12 protein-coding genes and 1 tRNA gene are annotated in these 12,451 nt (G+C 71.7%); 5 read left to right on the top strand and 8 right to left on the bottom strand.

Annotation, left to right across the window (positions count from 1 at the left end; all coding sequences use genetic code 11):
* Nucleotides 1–5 precede the first annotated feature (5 nt).
* Nucleotides 6–335: a TfoX/Sxy family protein gene (locus ACYU7H_RS04460; protein WP_460812802.1), complete on the bottom strand. Its 330-nt coding sequence runs from the start codon at nucleotides 333–335 to the stop codon at nucleotides 6–8.
* Between the two features lie 53 nt (nucleotides 336–388).
* On the bottom strand, nucleotides 389–871 hold the full coding sequence (locus tag ACYU7H_RS04455) for a GAF domain-containing protein (protein ID WP_460812800.1): 483 nt from the start codon (nucleotides 869–871) through the stop codon (nucleotides 389–391).
* A gap of 41 nt (nucleotides 872–912) precedes the next feature.
* Here ACYU7H_RS04455 and ACYU7H_RS04450 point away from each other — a divergent pair, with 41 nt between their 5' ends.
* From ACYU7H_RS04450 to ACYU7H_RS04435, 4 genes are all read left to right on the top strand, one after another.
* Nucleotides 913–1,644, top strand: coding sequence for a TMEM175 family protein (locus ACYU7H_RS04450; RefSeq protein WP_460812799.1), 732 nt, complete (start codon nucleotides 913–915; stop codon nucleotides 1,642–1,644).
* A 3-nt stretch (nucleotides 1,645–1,647) separates the two neighbouring features.
* Nucleotides 1,648–2,334 (top strand): dethiobiotin synthase, encoded by a 687-nt coding sequence (gene bioD / locus ACYU7H_RS04445; protein WP_460812797.1) that lies wholly within the window; start codon nucleotides 1,648–1,650, stop codon nucleotides 2,332–2,334.
* A 182-nt stretch (nucleotides 2,335–2,516) separates the two neighbouring features.
* On the top strand, nucleotides 2,517–3,677 hold the full coding sequence (locus ACYU7H_RS04440) for an efflux RND transporter periplasmic adaptor subunit (RefSeq protein WP_460812796.1): 1,161 nt from the start codon (nucleotides 2,517–2,519) through the stop codon (nucleotides 3,675–3,677).
* A gap of 67 nt (nucleotides 3,678–3,744) precedes the next feature.
* Entirely contained in the window at nucleotides 3,745–6,822 is a 3,078-nt protein-coding gene (locus ACYU7H_RS04435) for an efflux RND transporter permease subunit (RefSeq protein ID WP_460812795.1), read from the top strand.
* A gap of 172 nt (nucleotides 6,823–6,994) precedes the next feature.
* On the opposite strand, the gene ACYU7H_RS04430 is transcribed toward ACYU7H_RS04435, so the two are convergent.
* From ACYU7H_RS04430 to ACYU7H_RS04405, 6 genes are all read right to left on the bottom strand, one after another.
* A complete protein-coding gene (locus ACYU7H_RS04430; protein ID WP_460812793.1) occupies nucleotides 6,995–7,399 on the bottom strand; it encodes a phasin family protein in 405 nt (134 codons plus the stop codon).
* Between the two features lie 296 nt (nucleotides 7,400–7,695).
* Entirely contained in the window at nucleotides 7,696–8,049 is a 354-nt protein-coding gene (gene queD / locus ACYU7H_RS04425) for a 6-carboxytetrahydropterin synthase QueD (RefSeq protein WP_460812791.1), read from the bottom strand.
* 113 nt (nucleotides 8,050–8,162) lie between these two features.
* Nucleotides 8,163–9,167: a L,D-transpeptidase family protein gene (locus tag ACYU7H_RS04420; protein WP_460812789.1), complete on the bottom strand. Its 1,005-nt coding sequence runs from the start codon at nucleotides 9,165–9,167 to the stop codon at nucleotides 8,163–8,165.
* An 89-nt stretch (nucleotides 9,168–9,256) separates the two neighbouring features.
* Nucleotides 9,257–10,735, bottom strand: a complete 1,479-nt coding sequence (locus ACYU7H_RS04415) for a SulP family inorganic anion transporter (protein ID WP_460812788.1) — start codon at nucleotides 10,733–10,735, stop codon at nucleotides 9,257–9,259.
* Between the two features lie 193 nt (nucleotides 10,736–10,928).
* Nucleotides 10,929–11,005 (bottom strand) — tRNA-Met (locus tag ACYU7H_RS04410).
* A gap of 93 nt (nucleotides 11,006–11,098) precedes the next feature.
* Complete coding sequence (locus ACYU7H_RS04405) at nucleotides 11,099–11,758, bottom strand: hypothetical protein (RefSeq protein WP_460812786.1); 660 nt, start codon at nucleotides 11,756–11,758, stop codon at nucleotides 11,099–11,101.
* Between the two features lie 117 nt (nucleotides 11,759–11,875).
* On the opposite strand from ACYU7H_RS04405, the gene ACYU7H_RS04400 reads away from it, so the two are divergent.
* Nucleotides 11,876–12,442, top strand: coding sequence for an RNA pyrophosphohydrolase (locus tag ACYU7H_RS04400; RefSeq protein ID WP_460812784.1), 567 nt, complete (start codon nucleotides 11,876–11,878; stop codon nucleotides 12,440–12,442).
* Nucleotides 12,443–12,451 lie beyond the last annotated feature (9 nt).

Here is a 12,451-nt window from a genome sequence, read left to right as displayed (position 1 = left end):
AGCGCTCATTCGTTGTCGGCGGTGACGATGGTGGTCACGGGCGACGGCGCGGGCTTGTAGCGCGGGGGCGGCAGGTCCGCGATCCGGGCCTGGGCGGCCTCGACGAGCTGCTGCCGCCGGGCTTCCGGCACCTCCTGCCAGTGGCAGTCCAGCAGCGCGCCCTCGAGTGAGTACAACAGGTTCATGCTCGGCTTGAAGCCGGCACGCTTGATGCGCATGAAGGCCTCGACCGGGCCGGCCTCGGCGAGCTCCTCGGGCGTGTGCAGGCCGACCTGTCGAAGCCACGCGGCGGACTTCGGGCCGATGTTGCGCAGTTTCGGGGTCGCTGGGTCCATCGGGGGCCTCCGCGTCTGGGTGTGCACCAGCCCGCCGTGTCCCGCGGGGTGGCTCAGCCCAGCGTGTCCACCCACGCCTGGGCGATGGCCTCGATGCCGGCCTGGTCGTCGGCATCGAAACGATCGACGACCGGACTGTCCAGGTCCAGCACGCCGACGAGGGCCTCGTTGCGGCGCAACGGCACGACCAGTTCCGATCGCGACGCCGAATCGCAGGCGATGTGCCCCGGGAACGCCTCGACGTCCGCGATCCGCTGCGTCCGCCCAGTACGCGCCGCCGCGCCACACACCCCCTTGTCGAGCGGGATGCGGACGCATGCAGGTAATCCCTGAAACGGGCCGACGACCAGTTCCCGGCCATCGAAGAAGTAGAACCCCGCCCAGTTGAGCTGCGGCAGCCCGTTGAACAGCAGGGCCGACAGGTTGGCGGCGTTGGCGATCCGGTCGGTTTCCCAGGCCATCAGGGCGCGTGCCTGGTCGAGCAGCTGCGCGTATTGCTCCGGCTTGCTGCCGGACAGGGCGGTGGCGGCGAACATCCGCGCAGTCTACCCTCCGCGGGCATCCGGGGAGGGATCGCATGCGACTGGATCGACTGCAGGTGCACCAGGGCTTCCGGCTGCGCGGCGAGGCGGTGACGCGGCTGGAGACGTTCGTCGACGCCGCGTTCGCGTTCGCGGCCACGCTGCTCGTCGTGTCCTTCGACGCCATGCCCTCGAGTTTCGACGAGCTGTACGACGCGCTGCGGCGCCTGCCGGCGTTCCTGGCGGGCTTCATGATCCTGCTGCTGTTCTGGCTCTCGCACCACCGCTTCAGCCGCCGCTTCGGCTTCGAGGACGGCCCGGTGGTGGCCATGAGCCTGGCGCTGGTCGCGGCCACTCTCTTCTACGTCTTCCCGCTGCGGATGGTGATGTCGGCGGCCATGCACTTCTTCACCAATGGCTGGGCGCCGAGCGAGTTCCGGGTGGAGAGCCTGGGGCAGTTCAAGGCGATCTTCGTGATCTACGGCGTGGGGTTCGCGGTGCTGTCCGGGATCATGCTCGCGCTCAACCTGCATGCCCTGCGCCGGGCGGCGCACCTGCAACTGGACGCGGCCGAAAGGCTGGTGGCGCGGTCGGAGGTGGTCGTCCACGGCATCCTCGTGGCCTGCGCGCTCGTGTCGATCCTGGTGGCGCTGCTGCTGCCGCGCGACGCGCCGTGGATGCGCGCGCTGCCGGGGCTGGTCTACGGCCTGCTCGGCCTCGTGCTGCCGGTCTACGGCATCGCGATGTCCAGGCGCGTCGACCGGCTGCTCGCCCTGCGCGGGGCCTGAGCCATGGCGGACGATCCCTCCGTCGCCGTGTTCGTCACCGGCACCGACACCGGCGTCGGCAAGACCCTGGCGAGCTGCGCGCTGCTGCACGCGTGGCGCGCGCGCGGCCACCGCGTCGCCGGCATGAAGCCGCTGGCGAGCGGCAGCGAACTGATCGACGGCCAGTGGCGCAACGAGGACGCCCTCGCCCTGCAGGCGGCGAGCGACCCGCGGCCCGAATACGCCGACGTGAATCCCTACGCGCTGCCCAATCCGCTCGCGCCCGAATTGGCGGCCCGCGATGCCGGGGTCGACGTCGTGCTGCCGCCGATCCTCGCGGCCTACGACCGGCTCCGGCGCGCGGCGGATGCCGTCGTGGTCGAGGGCGTCGGCGGCTGGGCCGCGCCGCTCGCGCCTTCGCTGTGGCAGGCCGACCTCGTCCGTGCGCTCGACCTGCCCGTCGTGCTGGTGGTCGGCCTGCGCCTGGGCTGCCTCAACCACGCGATCCTGTCGGCGCGCGCGATCGCGGCCGACGGCTGCCGGCTGGCCGGCTGGATCGCGAGCGACGTGGACCCCGCGATGCAGCGCGCCGACGACAACATGCGCCTGCTCGAGGGCCGGCTCGAGGCACCGTGCTGGGGCCGGCTGCCGCATTCGGGTTCGCCCGATCCCGTGGCGCTGGCCGGCGCGCTGCATCCGGAACCGGGCTGACGGCCGGCGCACGCCGCGGAATCCGTCCTGCCCCGGGGCAGTGGCCGTTCCGCGCGGCGTCCGCCCGTCGAACCCGGCTGCCGCGGCCGCGCGGCCCTGACTTCCGGCACGCTTGCCGGCGATGCGCAATGGTAAACTCGCCGGTTCAAGAATCCCCTTCCACGCATCCCGCGAGGTCGCGCATGCGCAGCCCCCTGACGCTCCTCCTGTCCGCCAGCCTGCTCGCAGCGAGCCTGGCGGCGTGTTCCGACGACGCCGCAGAGGGTGGCGCCGCCGCGGCGGGTGGCCCGCCGGGCGGCATGCAGTTGCCGGTCGAGGCGGTCACGCTGGAACCGGAGTCGCTCAGCGCCGGCCTGCAGACCGTGGGCAGCCTGCGCGCCGACGAATCCGTGGTGGTGCGGCCGGAAGTCGCCGGGCGGATCGTGCGCATCCACTTCGCCGAGGGCGGGCGCGTGTCGGCCGGGCAGCCGCTCTTCAGCCTGGACTCGGACGTGGCGCGCGCCGCGCTCGCCGAGGCGCAGGCCAACCTGGCCAACAGCAATGCCGCCGCGGCGCGGGCCGAGCAGCTGATCGGCGAGAAGCTGATCGCACGTGCCGACTACGACCAGCTCACCGCGCAGCGCGCCGTCGACCGGGCCCGGGTGGCCTCGGCGCAGGCCGCGCTGTCGAAGATGACGCTGCGCGCGCCGTTCGCCGGGCAGGTGGGACTGCGCGAGGTGAGCGTGGGCGACTTCGTCAGCGCCGGCGACGAAATGGTCACGCTGGTGCGCACCGATCCGATCGAGGTCGACTTCAGCGTGCCGGAAACGCGGCTGCAGTCGCTGCGCCCCGGCCAGCCGATCCAGGTCACGGTCGATGCCTACCCTGGCGACGTGTTCGGCGGCGAAGTGATCGCGATCGCGCCCACCGTCGACCGGGCCAGCCGCAGCGTCCAGCTGCGCGCGCGCGTCGCCAATCCCGATGGCCGGCTGCTGCCTGGCCAGTTCGCGCGCCTGCAGCTGGGCGGGGGCGGGACGCAGGCACTCCTGGTGCCGGAGCAGGCGCTGATGCAGCAGGGCGAGGAGCGCTTCGTCTACGCCGTGGTCGACGGCAAGGCCAAGCGCACGGTCGTGGAGACCGGCGCGCGCGTGCCGGGCAAGGTCGAGGTCACCAGCGGCCTGCAGGCCGGCGACGTGGTGATCACCGCCGGCCAGGCCAAGCCGATGATGTTCGACGGCGCCGGCGTGATGGTGCTGCCGCCGCCGGGCGAGGGCGCGCCGGCGGGCGACGCCGCGCCGGATGGCGCCGCGCCGCCCGAGGCCGCCGAGACGCCGGCCGACGAGACGCCGCAGGACGCCGGCTGAGGCGAACCGCGCGCGCGACGCGCGCCGCGCCCGGTCGCCGGGCGACCCCCAAGACATCGAGGTCCGCATGGTCCTGTCCGACATCTCCATCCGCCGCCCGGTCTTCGCCACGGTCATCAACCTGGTGGTGCTGCTGGTCGGCGTGATCGCCTACACGCGCCTGCCGGTGCGCCTGATCCCCAACGTCGACACCCCGGTGGTGACGGTCAATACCGGCTACCCGGGCGCCAGCGCGCAGGTGATCGAGTCGCAGATCACCCAGCCGATCGAGGACGCGCTCTCGGGTGTCGAGGGCATCGACTTCATCAGCTCGGTCAGCCGCGAGCAGTCCAGCCAGGTGACCATCCGCTTCAACCTGGATCGTGACCCGGACGGCGCGGCCGCCGACGTGCGCGACCGCGTCGGCCAGGCGCGCGGGTTCCTGCCGGAGGAGGCCAACGAGCCGATCATCCAGAAGCAGGAGGCCGACCAGCAGCCGATCATCTACCTGGCGTTCTCCTCCGACCGCCACAGCAACGTCGAACTGGCCGACACCGCCGAACGGCTGGTCAAGGACCGCATCCAGACCATCCCGGGCGTGGCGCAGGCGCAGGTCTATGCCAGTACCTACGCGATGCGCGTGTGGCTGCAGCCGCAGCGCCTGGCGGGCTTCGGGCTGACGCCGGCGGACGTGGAGTCCGCGCTGCGCGCGCAGAACGTCGAGATCCCCGCCGGCCGCGTCGAGGGCACCGACCGCGAGTTCACCGTGCTGTCGGAGACCGACCTGCAGACGCCCGAGCAGTTCGGCGCGGTGATCCTGGGCGAGTCCGACGGCTACCTGGTGCGCCTGCGCGACGTCGCGCGGGTCGAACTCGGCGCGCAGGAGCAGCGCTTCCGCGCCCGCTACAACGGCGTCAACGCGGTGCCGCTGGCGGTGGTCAAGCAGGCGGTGGCCAATCCGCTCGACATCTCCGCCGGCCTGAAGGAGATGCTGCCGAGGATCCAGCAGACGCTCCCCGAGGGCATGAAGGTGGAGATCGCCTTCGACTCCACGGTCTTCATCGAGAAGTCGATCGAGGAGGTCTACAAGACCGTCGCCGAGGCCGTGCTGCTGGTCGTGCTGGTGATCTTCCTGTTCCTGCGCAGCTGGCGCGCCACGCTCATCCCGCTGGTGACGATCCCGCTGTCGCTGGTCGGCGCGTTCGCGCTGATGTTCGCGTTCGGCTTCACGATCAACACGCTCACCCTGCTGGCGATGGTGCTGGCGATCGGCCTGGTGGTGGACGACGCCATCGTGATGCTGGAGAACATCTACCGGCACGTCGAGGAGGGCATGCCGCCCTTCGAGGCGGCGCTCAAGGGCAGCAAGGAGATTGGCTTCGCGATCATCGCGATGACCCTGACGCTGGCGGCGGTCTACGTCCCGCTGGCGTTCTCGACCGGGCGCACCGGGCGGCTGTTCGTCGAGTTCGCGCTCACGCTGGCCGGCGCGGTGCTGGTGTCGGGCTTCGTGGCTCTGACGCTGTCGCCGATGATGTCTTCCAGGCTGCTCAGGCAGGAGAAGACGCACGGGCGCCTGTACGAGACGGGCGAGCGCGCGCTGCGCGCGCTGGACCGCGGCTACAAGCGCATCCTGGGCCTCGCGCTGCGGCTGCGGTGGGCGGTGGTCGGCGTCGCCGCGCTGGTGTTCGCCGGTGCGCTGGCGCTGTTCCTCTCGCTGCCCGAGGAGCTCGCGCCGCAGGAGGACCAGGGCTTCGTCATCGGCTTCGGCATGGCGCCCGAGGGCGCGACGCCCGAGTACACCGACCGCTACGCGCGGATGATGGAAGGCATCTTCTCGCAGCACCCGAACGTGCAGCAGTACTTCCAGATCGTCGGGTTCCCGGCGGTGACCAACACGATCGGCTTCGTGATGCTCGACGACTGGTCCGAGCGGGACGTGTCGACGGCCGACGTGCAGCAGCAGTTCTTCCCGCAGTTCATGGGCATCCCCGGGATCATGGCGTTCCCGACCCTGCCGCCGCCGCTGGGCCAGGAGGGCTTCGGCCAGCCGGTGAGCTTCGTCGTCCAGACCACCGGCTCGTGGGACGAGCTGGGCCAGACGATGCAGGCGATGCTGGCCAAGATGGCCGAGAACCCGAACCTCACCAACCCCGACAGCAGCCTGAAGCTGGACAAGCCGCAGCTGCGTCTGGACGTGGACCGCGAGAAGGTCGCCGCCGTCGGCAGCTCGGTGTCGGACGTCGGCCGCACGCTCGAGACGCTGCTCGGCGGCCGCCAGGTCACGCGCTTCAAGAAGGGTTCGGAGCAGTACGACGTGCTGCTGCAGGTCGAGGACGCGGATCGCCGCACGCCGGGCGACCTGAGCAACATCTACGTGCGCGGCGCCGGCGGCTCGATGGTGCAGCTCTCGAACCTGGTCGACGTCGAGGAAGGCGTGGCCGCCAAGGAGCTCAACCACTTCAACAAGCTGCGCTCGGCGACGATCAGCGCGGGCCTGGCGCCCGGCTACTCGATGGGCGAGGCGCTGGAGTGGATGGAGGGCGCGCTCGAGGAGGTCGCCCCGGACGCGCTGTACGACCTGACCGGACAGAGCCGCGAGTTCCGCGAGTCGTCCAGCGACTTCGCGCTGATCTTCGCGCTGGCGCTGGCCTTCATCTTCCTGGTGCTGGCCGCGCAGTTCGAAAGCTGGGTGGATCCGTTCGTGATCCTGCTGGCGGTGCCGCTGGCGGCGTTCGGCGCGTTCCTGCTGCTCAAGCTCAGCGGGCACGGCAGCTGGAACATCTACTCGCAGATCGGCGTGATCACCCTGGTGGGCCTGATCGCCAAGCACGGCATCCTGATCGTCGAGTTCTCCAACCAGCTGCAGGAGCAGGGGCGGACGAAGTTCGACGCGGTCGTCGAGGCCGCCTCGCTGCGCCTGCGCCCGATCCTGATGACCACCGGCGCGATGGTGTTCGGCGCGCTGCCGCTGGCGATCGCCGAGGGCGCCGGCGCGGAGTCGCGCAACCAGATCGGCCTGGTGATCGTGGGCGGCATGTCGATCGGCACCGTGTTCACCCTGTTCGTGGTGCCGGTGATCTACCTGCTGATCGGGCGCGACCACCACAAGGCGGCGGCGCGGGCGAAGGCCGCGGCGAGTACCCGACCGGCGCCGGAGTACTGAGCGGGAACAAGAAAGGGGGGTCAGGTTCGTTTCCGCCGCGCGGAATTGAACCTGACCCCTTTTCCCTTCCCATAAAAAAACCCGGCAGCAGGCTGCCGGGTTCCGGGGGTCGCGCGGGGAGAGAGTCCGCGCTGTGGCCGGTGTCACCCGGCCCTTGTCACGTGGAACGCGATTACTTGGCGCGGGCGGCCTTGGCGGCGGCCTTGGTCACCTCGTCCACGCCCTCGCGGGCCTGGGCGACGGCGGACTCGGCCTGGGTCTTGGCGATGCCGGCCAGCGCCTCGCCGGTCTTGAGGTTGCGCTCGAGCACCTCGCGGCCGACGCCGAGCGCGCGCTCGGTGTTCTCGCGGGCGATCTGCACGCCCTTCTGCGACACGGCCTTCAGGGCCTCGAAGTCACGGGCGGCGCCTGCTTCCTCGAGCCAGGCCAGGCCGGCGGCGGCATTCTGCTCGAACGCGGCCAGCTGCAGGCCGACCACGGCCTCGGCGTTGTCCAGGGCCAGGCGCTGGGCGCGGACGGCGGCGTCGGCGAACTGGCGCGACGCAGCGGCGAACTGTTCGTTGATCTGCTGGTACATGGGGATCTCCCGACGGGCCATCCGGGCGGATTCCCGGATTGGTGCGGTGCAGCATAGCGGGCCGTTTGTTGCAGTGCAACAAGCCCACCCCGGACCGTTCAGGGTCTCCCCGTAGGAGCGGGCCTACGCCCGCGATGGCCTGTGCCGGGTCATCCAGGCCCCGGCCGCGATCGCGCACGTAGGTGCGCTCCTACGGGTGGGGTATCCCCCGCATCGCCACAGTCCGTAGGAGCGGGCCTACGCCCGCGATGGCGTGCGCCGCGCCAGCCCGGCCAGCGGTGGGGCCAAGCCCGCCGTCAGCCCCGATAGCGGCAGCCCGAGGTGCAGGTCTCGTGGACCACCACCTCGCTCAGGGCGGGCAGGGACGGCTTGAGCCGGTCCCAGATCCAGGCGGCCAGCCGCTCGCTGGTCGGGTTCTCCAGCCCCTCGACGTCATTGAGGCAGTGGTGGTCCAGCTGGTCGTACAGCGGCTGGAACGCGGCCTTGATGTCGGCGAAGTCCATCACCCAGCCCGTCTCGGGCCCCGGCTCGCCGGACACGTGGATCTCCACGCGGAACGAATGCCCGTGCATCCGCGCGCACTTGTGGCCCGGCGGCACGTTCGGCAGCCGGTGCGCGGATTCGAGGGTGAAGACCTTGAAGATGTCCATGGCATGTCCCGGACACGCGATGGCGGCGCGTCCGTATGGCAGTGGCGGGGGCGACCATTATGGGGACGCCGCCGCCCAACACCACCGGACCCGGCGATTGGTCGAGCAGCCGGTCAGCGGGTTTCGGCCTGCTCCAGCACGTCGACGGGCGTGGTGGCCGATTCCAGGGGCCCGTCCGTGACGATGACCGTGGCACCGGGCCGCAGCGCATCGTGCACGCGGCGCGCGAACCCGGCCGGCATGGCGATGCGTCCATCGGCGAAGGCCTCGCCCAGTGCATCGGCGTCCCCCGGCGCCACTTCGCCCGTCGGCAGCGCGAGCCAGCGCCGCGCGGGCCGGTCGGGCAGCACGGGGTCGGCGCCGTCGCCCGCCCCCTCGAGGAGGAGCCAGGCCCGCGTGCCGACCGGCGGGGCATCGCGGACCGTCAGCGGGGCATGGCCGATCTCGATCCCGTTGCGCAGGACCACCACGCGTTGGTCGGCGAGCCCGACCAGCACGGTCAGCGGACCGCCGGGCGCACGCCCGGGATGCCACGCGGTGCCGGGCGCATCGAACGCATCGGGGACCGGTACGCGCAGCGCGCCCGCCGGGTCGACCGGTGAAAACAGGCCCGGCGCGGCGACCGCGGGCGGAAAGGCCGCCGCGTCCGCCACGACCACCACCGTGCCGTGCGCGGTCACGGCGAACAGCTGTTCGGCGAACGCCTTCGGCAGGCGCACGCAGCCGTGCGACGCGGGATAGCCGGGCAGGTGCCCGGCGTGCAGCGCGATGCCCGTCCAGGTCAGCCGCTGCATGAACGGCATCGGCGCGTTGTCGTACAGGTTCGAGTAGTGCTCGCGCCGCTTCTGCAGGATCGTGTAGATGCCGGTGGGCGTCTCGTGACCCTCCTTGCCGGTGCTGACCGTCGACACACCGATGCGCACGCCGTTGCGGTACACGTGCGCGCGCTGCTCGGGCAGGCTGACGATGATCGTGACGGGGCCGCCGGGTGCGACGTCGGGCGTCCATGCGAACTCGCCCGGGCGGAGTCCGTCGGAGGGCGTGTCCGCGCCCGTGGCCGGCGCGAGGCACGCCAGCGCCAGCAGCAGCAGCGCGATGATGCGGATCCACCGGGCCATGCGCCCAGTGTGCCCGCATGCCGCGCCACCTGCATGCGCCGGCGAGGCGCTGGATCCCGCGCGCCGCCGCACGGAGGCGGCTACAGATCTCAGTGGCCGGCCATCGCGCCGGCCTGTCCGTCGCGATGCGTGCCCAGCCGCTCGACCAGCGATTCGCTCGCCCGGTTCAGGCCGATCACCTCGACCTCCGCGCCGTGCCGGCGGAACTTGAGCACCACGCGGTCGAGCGCCGCCACCGCGCTGGTATCCCAGAAGTGGGCATCGCGCAGGTCGATCACGACCTTCGCGGGCGCATGCAGGTAGTCGAAGCTGTTGGCGAACTGCACCGCCGAGGCGAAGAACACCTGCCCGTGCACCCGGTAGGTGCGCGCGTCGTCGCCCGAGGGCGCATTGTCCACGGTGAGCAGCGCGCTCACGCGGCGGGTGAACGAGAGCGCGGTGAGCAGCACGCCGGTCAGCACGCCCTTGGCCAGGTCGTGCGTGGCCACCGTCACCACCACCGTGCCGAGCATGATCAGGTTGGCGGTCCGGGGGTGGGAGCGGAACTCGAGGAAGCTCTTCCAGTGGAAGGTGCCGATGCTGACCATGATCATGACCGCCACGAGCGCGGCCATCGGGATCATCGATACCCACTCGGAAGCGTAGACCACCAGCACGAGCAGCAGCACGCCGGCGACCAGGCACGACAGCCGGCCGCGCCCGCCCGAGGAGATGTTGATCACCGACTGGCCGATCATCGCGCAGCCCGCCATGCCGCCGAAGAAGCCGGTCACCACGTTGGCCAGGCCCTGGCCGGCGGACTCCCGCCGGCGGTCGGTGGGCGTGTCGGTCATGTCCTCGACGATCTGCGCGGTCATCAGCGACTCGAGCAGGCCGACCACGGCCAGCGTCGCCGACACGGGCAGCAGGATGCGCAGCGTCTCCAGCGTCAGCGGCACGTCGGGCACGAGGAACGCCGGGAGGCTGTCGGGCATCTCGCCCATGTCGCCGACGGTGCGGATGTCCAGGCCCAGCCACGCCACCACGCCCGTGAGCACCACGATCGCGACCAGCGGGGAGGGCACGGCCCGGGTCGCCAGCGGCAGCAGGTAGATGATCGCCAGCCCCGCCGCGCACACCGCGTAGACCGTCCACGGCATGCCGATCAGCTCGGGCAGCTGCGCGAGGAAGATCAGGATGGCGAGCGCGTTGACGAAGCCGACGACCACCGAGCGCGACACGAACCGCATCAGCGTGTTGAGGCGCAGGGCCGCGGCAAGCAACTGCAGCAGGCCCGCGAGGATCGTGGCCGCGAACAGGTACTGCAGGCCGTGGTCCTTCACCAGGTCCACCATCACCAGCGCCATCGCGCCGGTGGCGGCGGAGATCATGCCCGGGCGGCCACCGGCGATCGCGGTCACCACCGCGATGCAGAACGAGGCGTACAGGCCGACCTTGGGGTCCACGCCCGCGATGATCGAGAACGCGATCGCCTCGGGGATCAGCGCCAGCGCGACCAGCACGCCGGACAGGACGTCGCCGCGGATGTTCCCGAGCCATTGCTCGCGCGGGGGATAGCTGACGGACATGGCGGATTCCTGCGGGCCGGGGCCACGAGCCAAGCTCGTCGCGACGCGTGTCGGGGCCGTGCGCGCAGGCCGGCGTGCCCGTGGCGGACAGCGGCCGCCGGGCGACGACGTTCGATGGATCGGGGACGCGCGGCGTGCCTGTCCGGGGCGAGGAAACACCCCGCTTCGCCGAGGGCCTGGACGTGCCGCGGAATGGTGGCTATGGGTGGACTCGAACCACCGACCCCAGCATTATGAGTGCTGTGCTCTAACCGGCTGAGCTACATAGCCGACGCGCGCTGCCCATGCGGGCAGGGGCGCGAATTCTGGGGTTTCGGCCTGCCAGTGTCAAACCGCGCCGCCGCCGATCCGCGCAACGGCGCCTCAGCCCGCGAAGTCGCCGGCGGCGATCGCCGGGCACGCGTCGACGGGCGCCGGGTCGCGCGGCGGGTCGCCGGTCTCGGCCAGCCAGCAGTCATCGAAGATCGAGCAGTAGCAGGCCTGCACGTCGATGCGTTCCTTCGCCACGGCCGCGAGCAGGGCCCGCACCAGCGCCGGGTCGCGGGTGTCCAGGATCCGCACCGTCTCGCCCGGTGACAGCACGCGCTGGACGATGAAGTCGCGCGCGAAGGCCGGGCGCCCGGCGAGCCCCAGTCCCTCGAAGAGGGCGTCCCAGCCGCCCACCGGCCGCCCGTCCAGGCTCACGCGCAGGTGGCGGACCTTGGCGGGGCCCACGCCGGTGTTGCTGAAGGCGACGGTCATGCCGGCCTCGTCGCCGCGCTGGAAGTCGGTCGTCTGCAGTTGCAGGTAGGGCCAGACCGCGCCGGCGGTCTGCTTCCGGACCGCCGCCGACTCCTGGAACGCCGCGAACAGGGCCACCACGGCGATCACGGCGCCGGCCACGGCCAGCAGCGTCTGCCAGAAGGCCAGGCTGACCATCCGCCGCTCGGCGCGCGCGAGGGCCGCGAGGGCATCGGCGTCGGCCGGGTCCCGCCGGTCGGGGGCGGCCGGCGGCAGGGGCCTGGGCGCGGGCTCGGGCGTCACGGAAGGCGCTCTCGTGGCGGTGGACGGCGTGTCCGGATCTTAAGCGACGCGGCGGCTTGTCGCATTTCGAGGCCGTGTGGCAGTCTGGCCGGAGTCGAATTACCCGGGGTCCGCATCGTGATCGATCCGGACGGTTATCGCCCCAACGTGGGCATCGTGCTGATGCACGGCGACGGGCGCGTGTTCTGGGCCCGGCGGGTCCGCCGTGATGGCTGGCAGTTCCCGCAGGGCGGGATGAACAGCGACGAGACGCCGCTCGAGGCCATGTACCGGGAGCTCCGCGAGGAGACCGGGCTGGCGCCCGAGCACGTCGAGGTCCTCGGCACCACGCCCGGCTGGCTGCGCTACCGCCTGCCCGAGCGGGCCGTGCGCCGCCACGAGAAGCTGGTGTGCATCGGCCAGAAGCAGGTCTGGTTCCTGCTGCGCCTGACCGGGGACGAGTCCGCACTGCGGCTGGACGCCACCGAGACCCCAGAATTCGACCATTGGCGCTGGGTGGACTTCTGGTACCCGGTCGACCACGTGGTCACCTTCAAGCGCGGGGTCTACGCGCGGGCGCTCGACCACCTGGCGCCGCTGGCGCGGCAGGTCGCCGGCGCGACGGCGATCCCGCAGGCCCGGCGGGCGGCGCGGCGGGTCGGCCCCGCCCTGGCGCGGCGCAGCGCCGGCCCTGAGCGCGGCTGATCGACAGGG

The sequence above is a fragment of the Luteimonas pelagia genome, assembly GCF_054776035.1.
Note: the sequence above shows the minus strand (reverse complement) of the source record. Positions and strands in the feature narration are given on the sequence as shown.

Excerpts from the sequence above, each read along its gene's own strand:
- ACYU7H_RS04460 (WP_460812802.1), bottom strand. The coding sequence starts at position 335 with ATGGACCCAGCGACCCCGAAACTGCGCAACATCGGCCCGAAGTCCGCC.
- ACYU7H_RS04455 (WP_460812800.1), bottom strand. The coding sequence starts at position 871 with ATGTTCGCCGCCACCGCCCTGTCCGGCAGCAAGCCGGAGCAATACGCG.
- ACYU7H_RS04450 (WP_460812799.1), top strand. The coding sequence starts at position 913 with ATGCGACTGGATCGACTGCAGGTGCACCAGGGCTTCCGGCTGCGCGGC.
- bioD (WP_460812797.1), top strand. The coding sequence starts at position 1,648 with ATGGCGGACGATCCCTCCGTCGCCGTGTTCGTCACCGGCACCGACACC.
- ACYU7H_RS04440 (WP_460812796.1), top strand. The coding sequence starts at position 2,517 with ATGCGCAGCCCCCTGACGCTCCTCCTGTCCGCCAGCCTGCTCGCAGCG.
- ACYU7H_RS04435 (WP_460812795.1), top strand. The coding sequence starts at position 3,745 with ATGGTCCTGTCCGACATCTCCATCCGCCGCCCGGTCTTCGCCACGGTC.
- ACYU7H_RS04430 (WP_460812793.1), bottom strand. The coding sequence starts at position 7,399 with ATGTACCAGCAGATCAACGAACAGTTCGCCGCTGCGTCGCGCCAGTTC.
- queD (WP_460812791.1), bottom strand. The coding sequence starts at position 8,049 with ATGGACATCTTCAAGGTCTTCACCCTCGAATCCGCGCACCGGCTGCCG.
- ACYU7H_RS04420 (WP_460812789.1), bottom strand. The coding sequence starts at position 9,167 with ATGGCCCGGTGGATCCGCATCATCGCGCTGCTGCTGCTGGCGCTGGCG.
- ACYU7H_RS04415 (WP_460812788.1), bottom strand. The coding sequence starts at position 10,735 with ATGTCCGTCAGCTATCCCCCGCGCGAGCAATGGCTCGGGAACATCCGC.